12 protein-coding genes, 1 pseudogene and 1 riboswitch are annotated in these 23,765 nt (G+C 46.9%); of the genes and pseudogenes, 6 read left to right on the top strand and 7 right to left on the bottom strand.

What is annotated here, in order from left to right; translation table 11 throughout:
- Window positions 1-41 precede the first annotated feature (41 nt).
- A complete protein-coding gene (locus tag AACQ84_RS15880; RefSeq protein ID WP_012305553.1) occupies window positions 42-533 on the top strand; it encodes a cytochrome b6-f complex iron-sulfur subunit in 492 nt (163 codons plus the stop codon).
- Here AACQ84_RS15880 and AACQ84_RS15875 read toward each other — a convergent pair.
- Window positions 506-1,834 (bottom strand): IS4-like element ISSysp3 family transposase, encoded by a 1,329-nt coding sequence (locus AACQ84_RS15875; RefSeq protein WP_012305554.1) that lies wholly within the window; start codon window positions 1,832-1,834, stop codon window positions 506-508. The genes AACQ84_RS15880 and AACQ84_RS15875 overlap by 28 nt on opposite strands.
- Before the next feature lie 550 nt (window positions 1,835-2,384).
- Window positions 2,385-3,665 carry an NAD(P)/FAD-dependent oxidoreductase gene (locus tag AACQ84_RS15870; RefSeq protein WP_012305552.1) on the bottom strand — a complete coding sequence of 427 codons (1,281 nt, stop codon included), beginning with the start codon at window positions 3,663-3,665 and terminating at the stop codon, window positions 2,385-2,387.
- Window positions 3,666-4,026: 361 nt separating this feature from the next.
- Window positions 4,027-4,106, top strand: a riboswitch (Fluoride riboswitch).
- A 99-nt stretch (window positions 4,107-4,205) separates the two neighbouring features.
- On the opposite strand from AACQ84_RS15870, the gene AACQ84_RS15865 reads away from it, so the two are divergent.
- On the top strand, window positions 4,206-5,822 hold the full coding sequence (locus AACQ84_RS15865; protein WP_012305550.1) for a cation:proton antiporter: 1,617 nt from the start codon (window positions 4,206-4,208) through the stop codon (window positions 5,820-5,822).
- Here the strand turns inward: AACQ84_RS15865 and AACQ84_RS15860 are convergent.
- Window positions 5,819-7,501 (bottom strand): alpha/beta hydrolase, encoded by a 1,683-nt coding sequence (locus AACQ84_RS15860; protein ID WP_445260518.1) that lies wholly within the window; start codon window positions 7,499-7,501, stop codon window positions 5,819-5,821. The genes AACQ84_RS15865 and AACQ84_RS15860 overlap by 4 nt on opposite strands.
- Before the next feature lie 132 nt (window positions 7,502-7,633).
- On the opposite strand from AACQ84_RS15860, the pseudogene AACQ84_RS15855 reads away from it, so the two are divergent.
- Window positions 7,634-8,504: pseudogene (locus tag AACQ84_RS15855) on the top strand (IS4 family transposase); the annotation flags it as partial.
- A complete protein-coding gene (locus AACQ84_RS15850; protein WP_012305548.1) occupies window positions 8,498-8,827 on the top strand; it encodes a recombinase family protein in 330 nt (109 codons plus the stop codon). The pseudogene AACQ84_RS15855 and the gene AACQ84_RS15850, both read left to right, overlap by 7 nt.
- A 176-nt stretch (window positions 8,828-9,003) precedes the next feature.
- Here the strand turns inward: AACQ84_RS15850 and AACQ84_RS15845 are convergent, their stop codons facing one another.
- From AACQ84_RS15845 to AACQ84_RS15830, 4 genes are all read right to left on the bottom strand, one after another.
- Window positions 9,004-10,683 carry an HlyD family efflux transporter periplasmic adaptor subunit gene (locus tag AACQ84_RS15845; protein WP_041444127.1) on the bottom strand — a complete coding sequence of 560 codons (1,680 nt, stop codon included), beginning with the start codon at window positions 10,681-10,683 and terminating at the stop codon, window positions 9,004-9,006.
- 69 nt (window positions 10,684-10,752) lie between these two features.
- A complete protein-coding gene (locus tag AACQ84_RS15840) occupies window positions 10,753-13,782 on the bottom strand; it encodes a peptidase domain-containing ABC transporter (RefSeq protein WP_041444126.1) in 3,030 nt (1,009 codons plus the stop codon).
- Window positions 13,783-13,850: 68 nt separating this feature from the next.
- Window positions 13,851-14,585, bottom strand: a complete 735-nt coding sequence (locus AACQ84_RS15835; protein ID WP_012305545.1) for a peptidylprolyl isomerase — start codon at window positions 14,583-14,585, stop codon at window positions 13,851-13,853.
- Between the two features lie 576 nt (window positions 14,586-15,161).
- Window positions 15,162-20,222: an ExeM/NucH family extracellular endonuclease gene (locus AACQ84_RS15830; protein WP_012305544.1), complete on the bottom strand. Its 5,061-nt coding sequence runs from the start codon at window positions 20,220-20,222 to the stop codon at window positions 15,162-15,164.
- A 1,079-nt stretch (window positions 20,223-21,301) separates the two neighbouring features.
- On the opposite strand from AACQ84_RS15830, the gene AACQ84_RS15825 reads away from it, so the two are divergent.
- Window positions 21,302-22,921 (top strand): NCS2 family permease, encoded by a 1,620-nt coding sequence (locus AACQ84_RS15825; RefSeq protein WP_012305543.1) that lies wholly within the window; start codon window positions 21,302-21,304, stop codon window positions 22,919-22,921.
- Window positions 22,922-23,218: 297 nt separating this feature from the next.
- Complete coding sequence (locus AACQ84_RS15820) at window positions 23,219-23,665, top strand: MarR family winged helix-turn-helix transcriptional regulator (RefSeq protein ID WP_012305542.1); 447 nt, start codon at window positions 23,219-23,221, stop codon at window positions 23,663-23,665.
- Window positions 23,666-23,765: the final 100 nt, after the last annotated feature.

The raw sequence follows: 23,765 nt of genomic DNA, 5'->3' as shown, positions 1-23,765 counted from the left end.
TAGCAATTCAGCAAATTTTATTGAAGAAAGGAGCATTATTCATGGAAAATAGTTTGCCCATCGATAGCCCTTCCCTTTCCCGGCGGCAATTATTAAACTTTCTCACAGGTGCAGTGGTTGTCAGTACCATTGGCCCCGCCCTTTATCCCGTCGCAAAATTTTTTAGTCCCCCTAAAGAAGTGGGAGCAGATGGATCAATTCTTGCCAAAGATATTAATGGCAATTTAATTCCAGCAAGCCAGTTATTGGCCGAAGCACCAGGCACAAGAGCCCTAGTCGCCGGGTTAGCCGGGGAACCCACTTATCTCACGATCCAAGAGGACAGTACCCTTCATCCCTGGGGTATTGTCGACAACTGCACTCATCTGGGTTGTACCTTTCCGTGGAATGAAAATAACGACCAGTTTCAATGTCCCTGCCATGGTTCCCGCTATGATGCCGAAGGTCGTGTGGTTCGCGGCCCAGCACCGCTTCCCCTACGGCTTGTTCACATCTATTTAGAGGGCTACTGTGTACACACAAGTGTGGATTGAGCGAGCTTCCATCCATGGAAGATAGATTCAAACTGGTATAGCCCCCTCCACAAAGTTCGGATGCCAGGAGGAGACTGGGAGCGATACCCAGACCATCCTCCTAAACGGCCAATTAGCCAAGTTGCCCAAGACAACGAAGCTGAAGCATGAGGATTTTGCTGCTTTTGAGTTTTCCCCTGCAATGTCGGAGCTAGTTGCCTGAGACATTCCTGCTCTTCAGGACTAAATACCACCTGAGCAACAAGGCTGGAATCATCTCGACCCTCTAGAAGCTGCAACACCCTTAGGGCCACGGACAAAGCTAAAACTGTCAGTCGTTCAATGGCACTAACCGACTCTAACTGCGTGGATTCTAAATCCAATCCAGACCGCTTCAAAGTGCCAAAAAGTTGCTCAATTCGCCAGCGCCAACGATACCATTCAATCACTTGTAAAGCTTGCTCTAGACTGACGACCCGATGAGTTGTAAGCAATCGCCAATGAATGGGGTCTTGTCCTACGGGAGGATTGACTTCCTTTGCTTCTACGGCATACAGCTGTACCTTCTCGGGATAATCCTGAGCTTCCACTGTATCTGGCCGTTGAATCTGAACTGGAGTCATCCGTACCGCTAACCAAGCTTCGCGGGCAGTACGTCCCAATCGAGAATCTGCCACTACCTGCACCGAATAAGTCCCTTCGCAGTGCTGTGCGCTTAAGTATTCATACAGGGATTGCTGCTCATCCCAGAGGCGACGGTCCCGACAAGCTCTCACTAAAACATGGGTTTGGTCATTGGGAACTCGCACCCATTCTTGATATATGTCATTTTCGCGGTCGCCCACATGGGTTACTTGTTTCACTCCCCCGTTTTTCAGACAGGGCTCAGATGCTTCGGCAGACAGTAGCCATTTGTAGGATTCTTTCTCTTCAATCGGTAGCTTTAGGTAACGTCGTTGATGCTTATTGGGACGAACTGCTTTTCGGCTCCATATTTGGATATTACTGAGACCTAGGGGAAACCCTGTTTCGGCGTTCACGATTAAAGTCGGGTGAATAAAAAAGCCGACATCTTGGTTATTGCCTACCACTCCTAATCCTTCTGGGTTGATTCGTCCTACATGGGCTTGTAGGTTAACCTCACTGCTATCACTAATGGCCAGGACGTGGAGTCCTCCCACTTGTTGTTGGCAGGCGTCAGACACGCTCTGTATCAACTCACATAGGCTGACATTGTCGTTGTCAAGGAAACGATAGTACCCCACTTGTTCTGCTCGATTTCGGCTCAGGGCGCGGATATTTACTGATTGATGGTCTTGCATCGCTTCATACAATGCCGCCCCCTTTTTTCTAGGCGAGGGTCGCCAAAGGAGCTGCCGCTCATTTGTGTAGCGTGAATCAGGATTGGATTATCCATTGGAATTTCCTGCCTCTCGACTCCTCCATTTTAGTTCACCCTACTTGTGTGTACACAGTAGATTTAGAGGGAGATTATGTCCGCATTGCCCCTTGGGTAGAACTTGATCCACGTACTGGCAAAAAACCCTGGTGGGTCTAATGACTTTCGGTTTTTAAAAACTTTCCTGCGTGCAATTCAGCACAGTTAAAAGATGCTCAAAAAGTTGAATTTTGCATCTCAACTAAAACTGTGCTCTTTTTATTTCTCAAAATAATTCTGATGAAGCAATCAAGTGAGAATTTAAAAACACATTTATTAAGTAAATGTAATCCACTAACTGCATTATTGAAACCGAATTTAAAACACTAACTTTTTCTTTTTTAAAGGCTCTATTAATAAAAATTTTAGCCCCTGGGAATATTATCCTAGATCTCGATTTTCCCAGTATTGAAAAGACAAAATTTTCACTGCACTTAGTCTGGAGGAAGGGGACGCACAAGCTGCAATCCCAATGTCTTTAAGCCCAGTTTCTCAAACCAAGGTATCGTTAGACCCCAACGCATTTTCGTCAGGAAAAACAGTTCAAAAAGGGTTTTGCTCCAACTCACCCACCGTCCTTCGAGGGCGACACAGCGGCGACGTTTGACCATGCCTGGCTCCCGCTGTACCGGATCGGCGATGAAGATAATGCCGCGATCGCCAAAATCACTCATACAAATTGCGGCGAGGGTCGCCGTGACCGGAGCACCCAGATTGGAGTTAAGCTGTCGGGCAATATTGTGGGCGGCGGCCATCCCCATCGCCTCCGTCATTTGTCCTGTTTTCGGTAGACCCGTGGGGATTGGTGTGGCTTCATGGGGCGTTAGTTCAACAATCACCCCCGCCGCATACACGGAATCGAACGCTGGATGTTGATAGGTGGGCAAGACGGGAATAAACCCCTGGGAATTGGAGATCGCCGGACAGTCACGCAAAAAAGCAGGCCCCTGGAACGACGGCAAAACCATACTGTAGGCAAAGGGTAGCTGTTCCCCATCCGCCAAACCAATCATATCCGGTTTAATGGCGGTAATCTCAGCATTGGCACGGGTCGCAATATCCTGTTGCTGGAGAACCTGCTCAACCAATTCCTGCGAGTGGGCCATGCCCCCAATCCCCAAATGACCCAAATAGGGTTCTGGGGTGACCAATGTGATCGGTACCTGCTCCCGCAAACCCAACCGTCGCAGTTGCCAATCTGCCAACAACGCAAACTCATAGGCCGGGCCAAAACAACTCGCCCCCGGTGCCGCCCCCACGACCAACGGGCCTGGATTCTGGATAAATTTTTCCCAAGCTTCATGGGCAAGCAGTGCATGGTGGGGATTACAAACTGACTGGGTAAAGCCTGTCTCTGGACCGAGACCCGGTAAAGCATCGAGATTTAAAGCTGCGCCCGGTGCGATCACCACATAGTCATAGTCAATTCGTTTTGCGTCTGACCCAACCAAAACATGCCTTTCCTGGGGATTAATCTGCTGCACAGCCCCCTGTACCCAATGCAGACCATGGCGACGGGCCAACGTTGGCAAGGGTAATTGCACCTGATCCAATCTTTTCAGACCAAGGGCCACCCAGGGCAAAGAAGGGATAAACGTAAAGTGGGGTGTATCAGCAATGAGGGTAACAGTGTGGTCGGTAGTCAACAGGTGCCTCAGTTCATAGGCCGTCGGCAGACCACCAATACCAGCACCGATTACAACAATATGAGCCATGCAATTTAGGAGGATGCAGTGAGTTTGGCGAGGACAAATCAGGTAGAAACTAGGTGTTTGTCCAAGCTTAATTTGCGGGGGGCAATACCCAGGGCCAAGCCAATAAATTCAGTGTGTATAGAATGGGCTACTTACCACTTACATTGTAGGCTCTCTCGCTGTCTGGTTAATGGAATTCTAAGTTTGTTAAACAGTAATGGACAGACAAAAACGACGGGACGGACGGTGCGGATCTTGTTCGCCTAAAAATTAATCTCACCAGTGCCGTAACCCACTCCAACAAGATTAATCTCTAAGTTTTTCGAGGATTTTGGTGCAGCAGACTTCCTTAGGGTCAATCAGTCAGTTTTTGTGATATAAATTTAGCGATGGTGATGGAGCTCACCGAAACCGCCCAGGATTTTTCTTAATTGCACCTCGGCTAATGGCTCCTACGCTTCCGACTTGTGGTGAAGCAGTAGGGCTATTTTGATCTAGGCTGCACTAATCTTTTTCGCTACAAGTCACGTTGATTAACCACCCTAACGACAACGTGATCCCATGTTAGAAAGTATTATTTGGATTCTTTTGCTCGGTTTTTTTGGGGGGCAAATTGCCCAACGGCTCAGGATTCCGGCCCTGGTAGGAATGGTGCTTGTTGGTATTGTCCTCGGCCCCCAGGTGGGGAATGCGATCGCCCCAGAAGTTTTAGCGATCGCCGCTGATCTGCGGACAATGGCGGTGATGGTGATCTTGATGAAAGCAGGTCTGGGCCTCGACCGGGAGAAATTAGCCCAACAGGGTAGTGTGGCCCTCCGCCTCGGTTTTTTACCTGCGACCTGTGAGGCGATCGCCATTATGCTGATTGCGGTGCAACTTTTCCAATTTGATTGGGCGACGGGGCTGTTGTTGGGATGTGTGCTGGGGGCCGAATCACCGGCGGTGATCGTCCCAGGAATGCTGCGGCTAAAGAGTCTCGGTTGGGGCGTCAAAAAAGGGATTCCCGACGCAATTTTAACGGGAAGTGCCCTGTCTGATGTGCTGTTGCTATTAGTGTTTAGTCTGCTGCTGGCCTTTCTCACCCAAACCACGGCGACAGGGGCGACATTAATCGGCGGTCTCAGTCTCAGTCCCTGGCAATTGCTGCCACTGCAAATTGTGACTCAAATTAGCCTCGGCGTTGTCCTCGGTTGGGTGACGGCACGCCTGTTGGTTTCTCTGTTAGCGCGACAAAATTGGACAGATAATGCGGTACAAGATGGGTTGATCGCCGCTGGTGTGGCGCTACTGTTGGTCATTGGGGCGGAATATTTACCGATTTTCTCCGGTTATCTGGCGGTGATGGGGACGGGTTTTTTCTTAATTGAGTTGGATGCGCCCCTGGCCCGTCGCCTGCGGGGAAGTTTTGATAGTCTGTGGGCGATCGCCCAGATTATTCTCTTTGTTTTGCTAGGGGCCAGTATCCAATTGGATGTCCTCGGTAATACGTTCTGGCCGGGTCTCTTGGTGTTGGGAGTCGGTACTTTGGGGGGGCGATCGCTCGGCTGGTATCTCTCGACCCTGGGGAGTAACTGGACTGGGCGAGAGCGACTTTTTTTGCTGCCTGGTAACTCTGCCAAAGCGACGGTGCAAGCGGCCATTGGAGCGATTCCCCTGAGCCAGGGCGTTGCTGGGGGTGAAATTATCCTCGCTTTATCGGCCCTCTCTATTTTGGTGACAGCTCCCCTCGGTGCCTGGGCAATTCCCACCTTTGCCCCCAAACTCCTCGAACGGGGCGACATTGACCCCACCAAAGTTTCTGTAAATCGCCGCACTGTCCTCCTGGCTGCCGTAGATACATCGCCCCTGGCCCAGCAAGTTTTAATCAAAACCGCTGAATTGGCCCGTCGTAGTGATGCGGAGGTGATTGTTCTCCATGTGATTCGCACCGATAACCCGGCTGAGTTGCAACGGCTGCGACAACAGACCCGCCGTAACCTTGCAGACATCCGCTATCAGTTTATCGCAACCCCTGGGCCAGTCCCCGCAACGATTATGGACATTGCCCATACCCATCAAGTGAGCGAAATCATTATGGGTAAACGCAACCATCACCCGCCTAATAATTTGCTGATCGGTTCGGTATCCCAGGCCATTTTAGAAAAAAGCCCTTTACCTGTGGTGATTATTGAAGCCTAATTAATATCGATCTGATTTTCTTGTTTGAATTCGGCGATCGCCGTTTCTAACTCCGGCAACGAATCTTGGGTAATCATGAACGTTTTAAATTCTTCATTTTGACTGAGGTACTGCCCATAGGCCGGATCTAAATAGGTGCGGTACTGGTCATCCTTTGCCGTGTAGACCTGGAAAAAGGCGAGGGCGATCGCCTCACTATAATCATTCAACAGTTGGGGGCTCGGTAAATTCAAACGGGGAATGCGATCAAGCAAACCCGTAATCCCCAGATCAAGCCGAGAAATATCCACATGGGCCTGACCCTCCTCCAGGATTAGATATTTTTGCTCACTGCGAATCCACGGAAACGAACGCACCTGCTCAAAAATAAAGGGTGTCGCCGGATCATAGCTTCCCGCTACCACCGCAATGGGAATCTCAATTTGACCCAACGCCGCTTCCCCAAAAATACTGGCATTAACCGGATTTGCTGCAATCACCGCCTGGATCCGTTGATCCCGAAAATTATAACTCTCCGGAGAAAGCTGCAACGCCCGACATTGCAACAACAACGCATTATTAAAAATGCCCCATTCCGCCGCACAATCCTCATTCAACTGCTCAAAATTTGGCGTCGGAAAAGCCCCGGCCACGGCCAAAGCTGTATAACCGCCGTAGGAGTGACCGTAAATACCCACATTTTCTAAATCCAACCGTCCCCCAAACTCAGTGTCATTGCGCCGTTCCAACTCGTCCAACGTAAAACTAATATCGAGGGGGCGATTCACAAATTCCTGCAAATCAGACACCTGGCGCTGGTAACCCACCGCAAATTCCTCCAGATAGGCCAAATCGCTCCCCGGATGTTGCGGTACCACCACCACAAACCCATAACTGGCCAAGTGTTGCGCCAAATTACGATGCTTTTCGGGGGCAGAGGCTAATCCATGGGAAATCAAAATAACAGGCACTTTCTCCCCCAAAGGTTTTTGAGGACGATAGATCTGGGCATAAAATTGGCGATCGCGTTTTTGATCAGCCAACTGCCACGTCTCCATCTCCACAGCGAACATTCCCATCTTTCTCAAATCAGGGCGTTGCCCATAATCAGCCACAGCCGCAAATTTTGCCTCCTGCTTAGCCAATTGTTCAACTTCCTCAATAAATCGTTCTGTTCCCGCTAAAATCGTGGAGACATTTTCCGCAAAACCAAATAATTGTTCTAAATCAACCTGAACATCAACCCCCAAATTATCCAGAACATTTAATAACGTCAGGCCATTTTCCTCAAAGGCAGATTTAATAATTGCCCCCCGCAGCGCGTACTTGCCATTGCGTCCTCCACGAATATTAACCACTTGACCAAAAGATTCTAATAACCTTTCCCCTTCGTCGGTTTTTAAACTGCGAGCCAATAGCACCGGATCAATGTCAATTTTTCGGGTGAGAGCCGTTTGCAGTAATTGACGTTCTTCTGCATCTGCCCCCACAATATCCAAGTAAAATTTCAGGTCGAGGGGAACATTCCCCGTTGCAGCAAAACTTTTCAGGGAGTCAATCTTTAAAGATTCCATCAGTGGGCTGTAGATAAAATAAATCTTTTCAGCGGCCTGTGATGACGCGCCCAAAGCCATCATGGGAATCAATCCCAAACCTAGACTAAAGATCCAAGATGTAATTTTATTTGCCTTTTTTCCCACAATTGTCACCCTGTTGATTACTACATAAACTACCGATTATAAATATCGATATCTCAGTACGGGACAAAAAGCTTGAAAAGAATAGAAAGAGAGAGGGTTTGATAGAAATAAGCACAAATCAATCAACCCTTCATGAATCAGATTAGCGAAATTCGCCGCCAATTGCGACCTCATCTCGGATGGCATGGAGCCAGACTGTCATTTATCGCCCTCTTCCTGATAGCACTGTTCCGGGCCAAAATCGTCAATCTCGCTGAACTTGCCACCGTTTGGGGAGGCAATGCAGCAGAAGAATTTAACTACAAACGCATGCAGGGATTCTTTCAGTTCTTTGACTTGACGTCAACATGAACCAGATCGCCAAGATGGTGATGAACATTGCAGCTATCCTGCAATCTTGAGTTTTAAGCATCAACCGCACTAACTGATCCTTTGGGGCAACGGATTTCAATATCTTGATATTTTGTTTTATCCATGAAGGTATTGGCTATCCGCTGATGTGAAAAATGTTGGAGAAAAAGAAGGGAAACAGTAACAGTATGGATTTGCTTGAACGCTTTGAAACCCTATTTCTCGATATTGAGATTGCCTATCTCACGAGAGACCGGGAATTTATTGGCAAACCCTGGCTGTCGTATCTGATGCTGGATAAACCAATTCCCCTTTCGTCTGCGCATACGTCAGATAGAAAAGATAAGGAGCGAAACAGGTGCGACAAGAATGCTGCCAGGAAAACGGTGGAGGTGGAGTCGTCAAGTCTATGTCATGGGCACTCGTCTTGACTCGAAACGAAGAGCTAGTAACAATGAGGATGAGTTTCTGATTATCATCACCACCCATGACCCTCAAAATGCTTTAACAGATTACCGTCGTCGCTGGGGAATTGAAACCCTGTTTGGGGCTCTTAAGGCCCGTGGCTTTTGCTTGGAATCGACTCATTTTACCGATAAGGTGCGTTTTGGCCATTGGCTTTGTCTGGGCCATGAAGGAGGGTTTATGGCGACTATTGGTACGACAACTCCTGCGGGAAAATTGGTCTTTGGCATCTTTGGCATCTTTGCATCGTTGGCTGAGTTTGAGCGGGATTTGATTCGAGAAGGTACCATTGCGGATTTGGCGGCAGCTCGCGCTCGAGGACGCAAAGGCGGACGCAAGTTTGAACTTTCCAAGGCTCAGGTACGTTTGGCTCAAGGGGCTATGGCACAGCGAGATACGATCGTTGCGGCTTTATGTCAGGAGTTGAGTATCGCTCGAACAACTCTCTATCGCTATGTTTCACCTAAAAGTGTACTCAGAGATAATGGGTTGCGAGTTCTTAACTCTTAACATACGATTTTTTTCTTTTCATGAGCTTATAGTCAATCACTGGATTTCCTATGTAACAAAGTTTTCAGATATTTACATAATCCTTAGCGTATGATTGGTTTTTTCTGTTCTATGGTGCGACCCTAGGTAGACTTAAAAATAAAGACAATTGTAACTAAAGTTTTTTTTTAGCTCAGTTACCGTAGCTGTTTGAAATCATCAACGCGCTTGTTAAATAGATTTGTCAGCAAACTCAATACCGAGCGCTTTTCTTGAATTTTGATATTGACGCTCACAGACATGCCGGATTGTAAGGGCAGCCCATCCAGGCTTTGCTCCTCTAAAGAGATACCCACGGGGAAACGGTAGTAAGGATAAATCTCATCAGGCGGTAAGGCATCGGAACCAACACTGATGACCTCCCCTTCAATGTCACCAAATTTGCTGAACGGAAATGAATCAATTCGAATATCAGCACTAACTGGCCGGGTAGTTTTTTGTTTTGCTTGGAAACGCTCCAGGACAAAACCGATATCACGGTTTGTGACAAATACTTCAGCCACCAGAGCATCATCGGGGACAATTTTGAGCAGTGGCTCAGCCTGACCAGCACGGGGAACAAAACGAGGGCCAGCCTGGAGATCAAAGACAGTTCCTGCAATGGGAGCTGTCACCCCTTGATATTTGAGGGTTTCGTTGACTTGGGCCAGTTGACTCTCAACTTCTGATAGACGCTTGCTGTTTTCAACAATCATTTTGTTGAGTTCACTATCAATGGCGGCTAGGCGTTGTTGAGCCCCATCCACTTGCTCCCGTTGGGAGCGCTCAACAGACGATTCGGCATTAGTGAGCTCTGCATTGGCTTGACGAATATCGAGTTGTAGCCGTTGTTCTTCCCTGAGGAGTTGATCGATTTCGGCACGGCGATTATCGATTTGCTGCTGTTGTTGTTTACGCTCAATTTCACCACTAGAACGCTGTTCAATCAGTTGGGCTTGCCGATCGCCGACTTGCTGTCTTTGGCGCTCAATTTGTAGAGCTGGGATAGCTCCGGCCAGTTCAGGGTTCTGCACGCGATTTAAAATTTTAGTTTCAATGTCTAGGCTTTCTTTTGCTTGGGTTAAGGTCTGTTGGTTGCGATCGCGAATATCCGCAAGCATCTGTTGATCGATGGTGAGTTGTGTTCGAGCATTAGCCAGTTGTGATCTCGTTTGGGCTAACCGTTGCTGTAATTGCTCTAATTCGAGTTGGGATGCCATCACACGTGATTGGGTCTCCCGTTGAGCCGCCGATACCCGGGCCGCTTGGCTAGCACTGAGAGGACTGTTATTTTCACCAATCTGAGCCCGGAGTACTTGGGTTTCACTGATTAAACTAAGACGATTGAGTGCCAAAGCCCTCACCTCTGATGGTAGATTTATGCGGGTGAGCTGCTGTTGTAAAGCCTGGATATTGGCAGTATTACTGAGGATGGCACGGTAAAGTTGATTTTCTTGGAGTAAAGATTGCTTGATCGCTGAGAGAGATTTTTGACTAGCGGCGGCGGCGTCAGAATCAAAGGTTAATAACAACTCGCCTGCTTCGACCTGATCACCATCTTCTACAAAAACTTCTTTAACAACACCATTGATGGGCGATTGAATCTCCTGAACGGTTTTTTGGGGCTGCAGCTGACCGGTTGCAGTGACAACTTGCTCAATTTTAGCGATCGCCGCCCAAGCGACAGTGGAAACAGTGACCCCAAGGATCACCCAGATAATAGTGCGGGAGAGGGTTGGAGATTGGCGCAACACCACAGGCTGATCGAAGTCAGGTTGCTCGGTTGCCTTGCGGATAGCATCTTCAGAAAAATTGGAGTTAGAAGTAGTTTGGGTCATGGGTTTAGCGATCGCCTTTGCAAAAGATCAACAATAAAGAATCAAAATAAATCAGAGAAATCAGGCAAATTAAGCCTCACTGCGGGACTGCTGCTGATAAAGGCTGTAATATCGCCCTCGCATTGCCATTAACTCGTCATGGGTTCCCTGTTCCGCCACACAGCCCTCGTGCATCAACACAATCACATCAGCATCCTTAATCGTGTCGAGGCGGTGAGTGATAAAAAATACCGTCGTATCGTGAAATGTTCTCTTGAGGTTATTGCACACCTCCCGCTCCGTTAAATAATCGAGGGCGCTAGTGGCTTCGTCTAACACCAAAATTTGGGGACGCTGTAACACCGAGCGGGCGATCGCAATCCGTTGTTTCTGTCCCCCAGAAAGTGCCGCCCCCCGTTCCCCCACCTGCGTGTTATAGCCATTGGGCAGAGCTTCCATAATGAAATCGTGGGCGGCTGCCACCCGTGCCGCGTATTCAATTTCCGCTGGTTCCGCCTCCGGATTTGTCAGGGCAATATTTTCCTGAATGGTTCCCTCAAACAACAGCGTTTCTTGGGGCACAACCCCCACCTGCCGCCGCAACGAGTACAACTCCACCTTATTCACATCGTAGCCATCAATTAAAATTCGCCCCGCTTCCGGTTCATAAAGTCGCGAAAGCAATTTTGTTAAGGTACTTTTTCCCGCACCACTCTGCCCCACCACCGCCACAAAGGTTCCCGCCGGAAAATACAGATTCACATTATTCAGGTTTAACGCCCCATGCTTTTTAAAGCGGAAACTGACATTTTCATAGGTCACTGCCCCTTTAATCAGCGGCATCGGAATATTCTCGCGGTCTTCCTCGCCCTCTTGGGGATGATCGACAATATCGGCTAACCGTTCAAGGGAGATGGAGGTTTCTTGGAAATTCTGCCAAAGTTGGGTGAGTCGTAAAATCGGCGAAGTCACATATCCGGCAATAATCCGAAAGGCGATCAATTGTCCGAGGGTCAACACATCCGGCCCTTCTAATACCAGCGATGTCCCATACCACAGCACCAACAACCCCGACAATTTATTCAAAAAATTACTCACGGAACTGGATGCCGTTGAAGTAATCACCGTGTTAAAACCTGCTGACACATAACGGGCGTATTTTTCTTGCCATTTCCAGCGCGATCGCAGTTCGATGTTTTGAGCTTTTACCGTCTGCACCCCAGTCATTACCTCCACTAAATAGGATTGACTCCGGGCATTTTTCTCGGCTTTTTCCCGCAGTTGCCGCCGAATGATCGGGGAAAAAATTAAGGTCGCCACAATAAAAATAGGGATCACGCTGAGGGCAACCGCCGCTAATTTGCCGTGGTAGTAAAACATCACGACAATATAGACCACGGAAAAAATAGCATCGAGAACAACTGTTAAGGCTGTGCCTGTTAAAAATTGTCTAATTTGCTCTAATTCCCCAACTCTAGTGGAAATTTCCCCGACAGGTCGTTTTTCAAAGTATTGCAGCGGTAAACGGAACAGATGATCGATAATTTCGGAACCTAAACTCATATCAATACGGTTGGTGGTATCGACAAAAAGATAGGTTCTTAAACTACTTAGAACTGCTTCAAAGACAGCTAAAATCAACAACAATGCGCCATATACTTGTAGGGTATCACCACTTTGTTGAACGATGACTTTATCAATGATTTGCTGAATAATCAGGGGGTTCGCTAGGGCAAAAAGTTGTACTAAAAAAGAAGCCACTAAAACTTCAATTAAAATCCATTTATATTTTTTAATGGCGGGAATAAACCAACTAAGACCAAATCGTTCTTCGGGGGTATATTTGCCTTTTTGCAGTAATACAACTTCGACTAAACCATTTTCATCGCCCCATCCTTCTATAAAGTCTTGGGGGTTGCGTTTGACTAAGCCCATATTGGGCATTGCCACGGTAATTTGGCGATCGCCCACTTCATAGACCACGACTAAACTGTCGCGCCATTTCACCATCAGGGGCACAGTGAGACGGGTAACGGTTTTGGTCGGGATTTTCACCAGTTGGGCATTGAGTCCCATCAGCTCGGCGATCGCCCCACAGTTGGGCAACGACAAAACATCATAGCGTTTGAATTGTTCGTCCACAACGCGGCGGATAATGTCGCCCTTAAAGCGCATTTTGTAGTATTGCGCCAACATCTGAAAGCAGGCGATCGCCCCTTCTTTTTCTGTTTTTGCTTTGATGAATGGATAGGTTTTGGGGTTTGTTTCGTCCGGAGTCTCCGGTGCCAAGCCCACAATCTCCACGGGGGCGTAGGGGATCTCTTCCTCTGGCTCTTGTCCATTGTCAAAGGGATCAGGCAACAATTCCACTGGCGGCGGCGGTTCCGGCTCTGGCTGTAAATCTTCGAGTAAATGTGTCCATGCCGATTCGGGAAATCCCACCAAACGGGCGGGCTGAATCCCTTTCACTTCAATAGTTTTCAGCTTTTCTAACCGGAGGCGATCGCCGGGCCCATAACCAAGCAAAGTCCCACCACCACTAAAGAACCATATCTTGCCTAATTCTAGAGAGCTCACCTCCGGACTGGTCGGATCATAGGAGCCCGCTGCTAACTGATACACTTCCGCTTGGGCCGATGCCCCATGGATAATCTCTTTGAGGTTGCCATTGACCTTGGCCTGTCGCGCATAATAATCACTGAGCAAATCAAAAGCTTCTACCATCGAGCAGTGTTCGCTCAATGCTTGATGGAGTTCCGGCGATTGATTAAGCAACGCTAAAAATTCCTGGCTTGTCAAAGTCAAACAAATCACTTCCGTGGAGGCGATCGCCGTTTCACAGGCAACCCCCCGCGCCGCATTCACCCACCCAATTACGCCCCCTTTCTGCAACAAACCCAGGGTCATCGGTGCTTGATTGCGTGGATCATATCCCAGTAAACGTACTTGACCCTGATAAACAATCGACACCTGATGCAACAATTTACCCCGCTGTAAAATCGGTTGTCCCATACGATAGCGAAACGGAGTTAATTTTCCATTTAGCTGTGTCAGCAATTCCGACGATAACTGATTAAAAGGTGAGGTTTGACTTAAAAATTCTAGATAAAGCAGTTTCATGCGAGACAAAATAGGGAAAAATAATTAAGTTTTAGAATAAGAAAAAAGACATTTAAATTAATGTATTGCTATTCTAAATATTGAATGGTCAGTTGATTTTTAACGGATTCCTTTAACCATTTTTCAAATTGTTCATTTATGAGTCGTTGCCGCATTAACTCATCTAATTGAGCTGGCAGAAACTCTTCTAGGCGCAGTACCACATACCACTCACCAATCTTCATCGGTGCTTTTAACGCTCCAGGCTGGGCATTTTTCAAAACTGCGGTAATTTGGGGGTGGGGCGTACTCATTTCCACAGGACCAACCAATCCCCCTGTTTGCGCCTCTGCTCCCTGGGAATATTGTCCGGCAAGGGGAGCAAATGCTGTCGCATCATCCAGAATTCGAAAGTACAGTTCTTGGGCAATCCCAGCATCCTGGGTGCGAATTAATGAATAAATCATTCGATCTAACTGATCTTTTCGTTCCATAAAATAAGCTTCTATATTATTTCCCCACCTAACTTGTTTAAGCTTTTCAATTTTTAGGGGGCGAGTTGCGATCGCCGATAACTGTTCTGGCTGTAGATCATTATTCTGCAACCAAATTTGTAATTGACTTTCTGACTTTAGTTGTAATTTTTTTACAAACTGTTGGATTGCAATCTGGATATCTTCGGGGTTATATTCTATTTCCTCTAAGCTAGTAATTTCTTGATCAAGAATGATTTCTCTAGCTAACTGGGGCAATAATTGATATTGGACAAGTAACCTAATTAAATCATCTTGTTCCAGGTTTTGCTCTCTAATTCGAATTCTCATGAACGAGTTTCCTTGACGAAATAGTATCTGTAGTGAAAATCAGTCAAAATAATTGAAGCATTTTATTAATTTAATTTGTCTATTATTTTTAAAGTTTTTCCCAATAACACCAAGCTTTTAGTCTAAAAAGATTTATGCTAAATTAAAAAAAATTATGGGCTAGCCCAGTCTATTTAATCAGAAGTCTTTGAAGGTGCAATATGTAGTTTTTATGCTGAATAATGGAGTGTGTATTTTTCTTTAAATTTTTTCCTCTAGATACAAGTAAGGGGGGTGAATAAGGATGAAATAACTTTATCTATTAAGGCCAAAAACAGTAGATTTTCAGGTGTTTTATCGGTTTTTATAAGACCTATTTAAGAATAGAGAATCTCTCCAGAGATTTTGTACAAAACTTAAGAGACTTGGGCAGGATTTGTGTTAGCAATCACGCTTTAAAACTTTCAAGAAGGTTCGAGAGTGAATCAAAAATGCGTTGACTCCGTTATTGCATTTGGGTAAACAGTGCCTGACTAATAAGTAAATTCCAGGGAGGACAGATACTGTTCATCCCTGGAACTTTAGTTCAGGGTTAACTTATGCAAAAACCTCGCTTTCAAAACCACTGAGCTGTACACCGGTAAAGATGCCTAGTAGATCACTGGGACTAGCCGACATCATAGTGTTAATAGATGTGTCAGCCAACTGAACCTCGTTAACGCTTAAGTTGCCTAAGACAATACGGTCAATGCCGAGTTCAAAGTCAGTGATGGTATTAACGCCTGCCCCGCCGGAGTTGAGGACAAAGGTTCCTAGACCCTTGCCACCCGTGAGAATGTCATCACCTATGCCACCATTCAGGATGCCGTTGCCGCGATCGCCGCGCAGGATGTCATCATCACTCTGGCCGTACCCGGAATCGTCACCGCCCAAGGCGTTCATCACATCATCCGAGTTATTGCGGCCCCACATCTGGTTATCCAGGTTATTTAAGGAAGTGGTGTTGTTGCGATTCCCCAGGATACGCTGCCGTAAATTTGTGTTGAAGATATCAAAGCTATCTTCAACACCTTCTTCATCACTGAAGAGGATGTTACCCAGATTCACATTGTTGCTAAATGGCCCCAAAACTCTTTGAAAAATAGAGGAAATTAAATTTATCGCTCTAAAGATAACCTGGCCATTAGTAGATTCACCAAGTACACTATCATCACGGAAGTTGAGGTTTTGGATACGTTCATCCAGAGTACGGCCTACATCCTCTTGAGCAAATGCTGTTTCTGGAGTACTGAAGTTATCTAGTAAATACTCAGCTAGAGCATCCTGTTCAGTTCCATCTGCTGCGAAGGTGGCATCCCCGGTTAGCTGATTGTCGTCTTGACCATCGCCATCAAGGTCAGTGAGATCAACTCGGTTGACTGAGTCACCTGTGGGAAATGGATAGCCATCACCACCACTTGCTAAAAAGTTGAGGGTGACAATACGGAAGGTCTGATTAGCATCGCCTACAATTTCGCCATCGCGCACCAGTTCAGCGATAAGGTCATCGTTTTCATCAAAGATGCCAGCACTAATGATGCGATCGCCTTCAGCCAGGTCTGGGTCATAGGAAAACTTAACGCCAGAGATTTGAGGGAATTGACCAGCAACACCAGGAATGAGACTTACACCATGCTCAAGCACCGCCACTAATTCAGCTTTTGTCAGGGTTAGCAAGGTCAAGCCATTGTTAAAGGCCAGAGCCGCTTGGATGTCGTTCTGGCTAATGCCACCTTCAGGCTTAACAACGTTACCGTCACTGTCAAACACTGCTTCGTTAGGCAAACGAACGGCTTCAGTACCGCCAGCAGGGACAACAACTTGCCCAATGGAAGCGCGGATACCGCCACCATTTTTGATGGATACAACTACTTCGGAATCGAATTCTTTGGCGATCGCCAAGTTTGCATCAGCAGTCAAGTTACCCAGGTTGGTTTCCTGTGTCCGCACCCCGTCCGTTTCTTCAGGCGTGTCAAGACCAGAGCGATTGCCGTTGAGGAAGACATCAGAGATACCGAAAACATTGCTTTCAGTAGCAAGAATTTGAGCTTCGATCGCGTTCACAATTTCTTGAATCTCAGGGTCAACCAGATTCTCAGCGTTGAGGTCGGCTACACCTTGAGCATCGGTCGCATAAGCCCCAGATACTGTTGGGTCGTAGCTTTCAGGAATAATGTTACCGTCAGCATCAAAGTCAATCACCAAGCGGCCCACATATTTGTAACTACCATCTGTGTTGACCAGTGCAGTCTTGGTTCCACCTGCGTTGTCGATAAACTCAGGATAGTCACCTTGATTACTATCCCCTGCACGAGGACGATCGTTCTCATCAAACAGGCGAGTATTGGAACCGCCGCCAACGATGATATCAACGTTAACCAACCGCTCTGCCAAAGCACGCTCAATGTTGAGCTGTTGCATATGAGACAACAGTACAACCTTGTTCATGTCGGGATTTGCAGCCAACAAAGCATCAACCTCAGCCTGAATTTCTGCGGCCAAAGCATCCAACTGTGCTGGAGTAGGATTTAAGTCAAAATCAGATGGGAAAATGCCCACATCACCAGAGTTCGAGATTCTGTCCAGGGTTGGTGTGGTCGCACCCACGACACCAATATCCTCACCATTGACATCAATCACTGTGGAAGAAGTAACAACGTTGGCTTGAGGAGCCTGACCACCTACAACAGCTAAAGGAGCCAAATTTGCATCGGTGGAGAAGTCTAAGTTAGCGGATAGATAGGGGAAGTTAGCCCCAGTGAAATCTTCACCCAAGATGCTTCCCGGAGCAGAGCCGTCAATTAAGCTAGCTAGGGTTTCGGTACCGAAGTCGAATTCATGGTTACCGAGGGCGATCGCCTGGAAACCCAATTCATTTTGGATTTGGATATCAGCAATACCCCCAGAACCAAAAGCAGCTGCAGAAGCATCAAAGAACAAGCCAGGAATGAATGCATCACCGGAGGACAACGTTAAGGTGTTATCGACAATGCCGTCATTACCCAGGTCTTGAGCACGGAGCGCATTCAAGACGGCGGAGAAGTTGGGAATATCCTGAACTGCAGCGGCGCCAGCCTCCTGATCAGCCGCATGGAGCAACTCTAGGGTGAAAACTTCAGGCTCTGATGACAGATCCAGGCCGATGATTAATGGATCGTGGTCAGAAGAGCGAAATGGATTTGCTCCAAACAGCCCATCAATTTGCGCCTGAGGCTTGAAGTTGGTGTTGTAATCAAATGCAGAAGCTTCATCGGCGTTGATGTGCCATTCGGCGGCATCCACGACCTGAGATGCAAGAGATTCATTCGCCAATGCATAATCCAAGGCACCAAACGCTTGAACTTGGGGACTCGTTTCCAAATCTAGTGGGAAACCAAAGGAGTAGATGCTTTCACCGTCAGGAAGGAATTTTTCAATCGTATCCACATAACCTTCATCTAGCAGATATTGGATGGGATCTTCCATTCCATAGGCGTTGAGGTCACCCAGAATCAGGAAGTCGCTGTCACCGGAACCGGTGGGATCAGTATCTAACCAAGCATTTACTGCGATCGCTGCTTGCAGACGGGCCTCATTATTGTTGCCAGTGCCGTCACCCGTCCCGGCATTATTCCCAAAGGGACTTACTGAGCCTTTGGACTTAAAGTGGTTGTTGACTGCCGTGAAGGTTTCCCCGGTCGCTAACTCTTCAAAAGTGACAGCGATAGGATTCCGGCTAGTGCCAGAGCCATCAAATACGGGGTTACCTGGGTCAACACCGAGCCCTGCGAGATCACTATCAGAAAGAACTGCGACTGTCGTACCTTCAGCAATGCCGACCGTATTTGCGTTGTAAATGAAACCCACCGCGATCGCATCTGTTCCTACATAGTCCGTACCGGGATCCACATACTGATAGTTCGCCCCCGGAATCACTGCATTCAGGGCATCAGCTAGAAAGCCAATCGCAAACTCACCGTCACCATTGACATCGCCAAACTCGTTTTCGAGTTCGACTAGACCAAAGACATCTGCTTCAATCTCCGCTAGCGCTGAGACTAACTTGGCCACCTGACGATCAAACTCTTCCTGGTTATCAGCACCCCGGGGATCGAGGCCGTCGGGTCCAGACGTCAAGTTTTCATCGCCCAGTGAGGTAAAGAAGTTCAAGACATTAAAGGATGCGACCTTAAGGCTACCGCCAACATCTGGAGCTTCGGTCGGACGAGGGTTAGTGTTAACAAACTCCACGGTATCAACGGGATTGATGCGATAGATTTCGTCACCAGAGCCTCCGGAACCGCGACTAAACCGCACTACCCCAGTGAGACCAGTCACTGTGTCGCCCACATTCAAATCGTCATTCGCATCCAGTTGTCCTGCCGCATCTCCTGGTTCAGAGGGAATCTCGAACGGAATCACTGCCGGATTTTGAGCAGTACTGCCATCATCCAAAATCACCGTGTTGCGTACACCCAGGTCTTGGTAAGCTTGGAAACCGTCAACGCTGGGCATATTAGTCTGGGTATAGGTTTCTAATCGGCCATCGGCGTAGAGGCCGACATCGCCGAAACGGCCCAGTGTAAAGAGGTCGGACACGGTCAATTCCTGAGGAATGGTGACCAACATACCTTCATAGGCTTCCAGATCCGCAATCAGGGCACCGTCACTGTTGGTCACTGTCTCCGCGACCGGAAATGTCAACGTGGCTGGAGTCACCTGGTTGCTATTGTCACTGTCATTGATGACTTCGACTGTCACTCCTGAAAGTTGAGTTTCTCCGAAGAACTCATTCACTGTACCCGTCACGCGAACAATATCACCAACGTTCACATCTACAATCGGACTGTTGCCGTCAAAGATAAACAGTCCTTCCGAAGTAGCCGCATCCCCGTCAGCGTCAGCATCTTCTTCTTGTACAAAGAAGCCATTGAAATCACCGTTTGTACCCGCATCGCCATCTTGAAAATCGCCGACCACTACGGCTTCAATGGTGACCAGTTCGCCTTCCAGGGGACTCACGTCACCATTTCCTTGAATCGTGCTGATCAGGGTCAAGGGAGGAAGATCATCATCGCTAATACTACTTACACTAAAAGCATTTGCAGGCAGTATTTGTCTCGTGCTGTCATTTCCAGACCAGTTAGATTTATTGCTAATGGCTGCAAGTAATTCTGCTTTGGTTCCAGTCGTGATTCCTGTGTAAATGGCGTTATCAATTTCGTCTAAAGCAACTGCAGTTTCGCCATTGACCAATCCTGTAGGTAGAGCAGACGTATTGGAGTTAGTAGAATCAGATTGCCAAACACCAGGATTACCTTCGCTGTTGAGAGCGTAAATAAACGTAGGGCTGCTTGCATCTCCTTGGTAAGCAATAATTTGGTCACCAGAAGCTGAGAACGAAATACCACTAACAACAGGATTAATAATTGTCCCAGCATCAACATCTGTGAGTGCAGTCCAGGTAAACGTACCTTCATTGGATCTGAATGTACCAGCCGCTTGCCAGCCGTTATCAGTAAAGTTAATCTCTGTGCCAGCTCCCAGATCAATTAAAGGGACAAAAGCAAATTCGTCAGGGTTATCAAAATTAAAACCGATGATAGCAATATCACCTGCGGACAAAATTGTAGCCGTCACGTAAAATTCTCCCTTTGAATTTGAATTAAGTTAAATCGGGTAAATCGGAAACGTTTTGTTAATTTGAGAAAAGCCATGATCAATGAAAAATCTTCATGCATCATTGCATTTGTTAATTTGCAAGTCTGAGGGAATCGCCTCACAATACAAGGACTTCAAAGTTGCATGCCGATTCTTCTAATTACTCATCTGCCAAAATGTTCATCGAAGTTAGGAGGTAGTTTTAGGTATCCTAAATTCGACGATTATATTTGGGGTCAATATGATCTATGCTGATGAAACTAATAACATCGAGCTCTCAAAAAATGCCTCCAATAGAAGCGGTTCGAAATAGTGACGCTATCTTTCGTACCATCAACATTGTTCAAATTGACACCTAAATTAAAATTTTGCCTTAAAGAAAGCTACAGATTTTGAGCTGAGTTAGGTTGAGTTGTCATACACTTTAAAAACTTATCCAACAAAATAATCTCCTAGTTTCCTAAAGAAACAGTAAAGCCTGCCTTAAGTCTTGGAGAAAATACGCGGAAATCCCAGGAAAATACTTAGGTTTTCTCAGCGACTGCTTATAAGGTAAAGATAAAGAGACAGGATGTCTTGCTTCTATATTTAGTAAGATCAAGCAAAAGTATGACGAGAACACAATAGGTTACAATTTTACTGGATGGCAAAGTATATTTTGGTTTGTGAAAAATAATTTAGTTTTCTCTAAATGTGTAGTCAATCACATTAGATTACTGTGGAATTTTATCCATTACCATAATTCATTATCACTCCCTCCCTTTAGTATTACCTTAAATAAAGTTTTACTTTTAATTTTTCAATCCCACAGCATTTTTATGGTGATTAGGGTGCAATTTGGGGTTTGTATGATTTATAGCTAATTTAGGGATATTGCCAAGAGTCTATTCTGTTGACTCCAAACAAAAGTTTGTTCAGTCTCGATGGAAGCAATTTAAACTTGTGCGATCGCCTTCAAAAGCTAAATTTTTCCCGAAGCATGACGATCAACAAAATAGACTGTATTTCTCAGAAATGGTTTTACAGTGGAGAGTGTCCAACTTTTCAAAGATTACTCTATGATTACCGTTCCTGGGGGAACTATCAAACCCCACTGGTTTGTCCGTCGTGATCTCGATGGTTTTTTTGGCCTCGCACTGAATAATTTTGTCCAAATCCTAGTTATTGTTAGTCTGACTCAAGGGGTGCTGCAATTTCCGGCCGAACTGCTTTATGGCCGCATTTTGCCAGGTAGTGCCCTTAGCTTAATCGTCGGAAATGCTTATTACAGTTGGCTCGCCTATAAGCAGGGTTGCGCAGAACAGCGGGACGATATTACTGCCCTTCCCTATGGCATCAATACCATCAGTTTATTTGCTTATATTTTTCTCGTGATGTTGCCTGTCCGTCTCCAGGCGATCGCCAATGGCGCCAGTTCCGAACAAGCAGCAGAATTAGCTTGGCAAGCAGGTATTATTGCCTGTCTTGGGTCCGGCATTATTGAACTAGGGGGCGCTTGGATTGCCGACTACTTAAGGCGCTTTGCTCCCCGAGCAGCCCTCCTTTCGACCTTGGCAGGCATTGCCCTCACCTTTATTTCTCTTGGGTTTATGCTGCGCACTTATGCCCATCCTGTGGTTGCTTTTTTGCCGTTGGGTATCATCTTGCTTACCTACTACGGCAAAGTAAATTTTCCATTGCCAGGGGGATTACTGGCGATCATCTTTGGCACGGCCCTAGCTTGGGCAACTGGCCTCCTGAGTTGGGATGGCGGTCAATTTTCTACAGTGATTACCCCCATTCAATTTTATCTACCTCAATTGTGGCTCGGTAATCTCTGGGAAGCTCGCACTGAGCTAATTTCCTATTTCAGCATCATTTTACCCATGGGACTTTTTAGCTTGATTGGTAGTCTGCAAAACCTTGAAAGTGCAGAGGCAGCGGGAGATAAGTTTCCAGCGACCCCAGCCCTCGCGGTTGATGGGATTGGCACCCTGGTGGCCGCGCTTTTTGGCTCCTGCTTTCCGACCACAATTTATATTGGTCATCCTGGCTGGAAAGATATGGGAGCACGCATTGGCTATTCTTGGCTAAATGGTTTAGTTATGGGAATTTTGTGTCTCACCGGCACCATCAGTTTATTGAATTATTTCATTCCAGTCGATAGCAGCATGGCAATTGTCCTGTGGATTGGTATCGTTATTGTTACCCAGAGCTTTACGGCGACTCCCTTACATCACGCCCCGGCGGTGGTAATGGGTCTTTTGCCAGGGATTGCCGCTTGGGGAGCACTCATTGCCAAAAATACCCTACGAGTAGCAGGTCTGGGTAATCCGGATGCTCCTTTCAGCGAGGCGCTAATATCAGGCTTTGAGGCTAGCGATACTTTTATTACTGGCGCTTTTGCACTGGAACAAGGTTTGATCTTATCGGCCATGATCCTCGCGGCGATGACTGTGCATATTATCGAACAGGAATTTGGCAAAGCGGCGCTGTGGACTTTGGGAGCGGCAGTGTTGTCTTGGTTAGGGCTAATCCATGCTTACCAATGGACACCTGGCGACACGATTTTACGCATTGGCTGGGGAGCAGGCGCGACTTGGGCAGCAGGCTACTTGTTATTAACGATTCTCTTGGTTTATGTACAGTGGACTCACAAAAAACAACCGCAGTCTGACACTGAGGAAATTGAGATTTAACTAAGGCATTAACTTAGGCGATCGCCTTAATCCAAACCATCATCAAATACTCCATCAAAGGAGCCATCTCGATCCTAATCGGCATTGGCCTGATTTTCTTGGGCGCACAAAATATAGAACACAAACACTGACAGACTTCCTTGGGTATCCAACAGCCCAAGGATTTTTCATTTTCACCCTAGTTCTTGAAATATCGTGCGCCATGCGCGATTTGTAACCGTAGAGGGCGATTCGTAATAATTGCGCTAAACTAATTGTTAGTTAACCTAACTATTTGGGTGGCAATCTATCCTCACAATGAATACTCAAGGCTCTTCTTCATCTCTTTGTGCCGCTAGTCTCATGACCGTTATTCCGGTGGTCACCCGCTTTTTACGAGCCGAACTCCGCACCCATGGGCAGCCTCATTTTTCCCTATCTCAACTCCGAGTGCTGTATTTTCTCAATCGGCAACCCCAAGCCTCCCTATCAGAGGTTGCTGACTATCTAGATGTGACCCGTCCGACGATGTCGGCCATGGTTGAGCGGTTAGTCCAGCGTAATTTAGTCCAACGCCAACAAGATCCACACGAACGGCGGCGCATTGCCCTGAGCCTGACCGACCACGGCACCGCTGAATTGGATCGCGTCTATGGGGCCACCCTAGCCAGTGTCACCCAACGCCTAGAAGGGTTATCAGCAGAGCAAACGGCTCAAATGATGCAAGGTTTCACCATCTTAGAGGGGATTTTTGCTGAAAAGTAGCTTTATCAATCAATAAACAGCGACAAGACTCGCTTTTTCTGCCTGGTATTGACTGAAGAGAAATCTCATACCACAAGCTCCCCAATTCCCAGACCCTACA

This window comes from Picosynechococcus sp. PCC 7002, from assembly GCF_963860125.1.
In the GTDB taxonomy this organism is placed as follows: domain Bacteria; phylum Cyanobacteriota; class Cyanobacteriia; order Cyanobacteriales; family MRBY01; genus MRBY01.
Note: the sequence above shows the minus strand (reverse complement) of the source record. Positions and strands in the feature narration are given on the sequence as shown.

Excerpts from the sequence above, each read along its gene's own strand:
- AACQ84_RS15820 (WP_012305542.1), top strand. The coding sequence starts at position 23,219 with ATGAATACTCAAGGCTCTTCTTCATCTCTTTGTGCCGCTAGTCTCATG.
- AACQ84_RS15835 (WP_012305545.1), bottom strand. The coding sequence starts at position 14,585 with ATGAGAATTCGAATTAGAGAGCAAAACCTGGAACAAGATGATTTAATT.
- AACQ84_RS15875 (WP_012305554.1), bottom strand. The coding sequence starts at position 1,834 with ATGCAAGACCATCAATCAGTAAATATCCGCGCCCTGAGCCGAAATCGA.
- AACQ84_RS15845 (WP_041444127.1), bottom strand. The coding sequence starts at position 10,683 with ATGACCCAAACTACTTCTAACTCCAATTTTTCTGAAGATGCTATCCGC.
- AACQ84_RS15840 (WP_041444126.1), bottom strand. The coding sequence starts at position 13,782 with ATGAAACTGCTTTATCTAGAATTTTTAAGTCAAACCTCACCTTTTAAT.
- AACQ84_RS15865 (WP_012305550.1), top strand. The coding sequence starts at position 4,206 with ATGTTAGAAAGTATTATTTGGATTCTTTTGCTCGGTTTTTTTGGGGGG.
- AACQ84_RS15825 (WP_012305543.1), top strand. The coding sequence starts at position 21,302 with ATGATTACCGTTCCTGGGGGAACTATCAAACCCCACTGGTTTGTCCGT.
- AACQ84_RS15870 (WP_012305552.1), bottom strand. The coding sequence starts at position 3,665 with ATGGCTCATATTGTTGTAATCGGTGCTGGTATTGGTGGTCTGCCGACG.
- AACQ84_RS15850 (WP_012305548.1), top strand. The coding sequence starts at position 8,498 with ATGGCGACTATTGGTACGACAACTCCTGCGGGAAAATTGGTCTTTGGC.
- AACQ84_RS15880 (WP_012305553.1), top strand. The coding sequence starts at position 42 with ATGGAAAATAGTTTGCCCATCGATAGCCCTTCCCTTTCCCGGCGGCAA.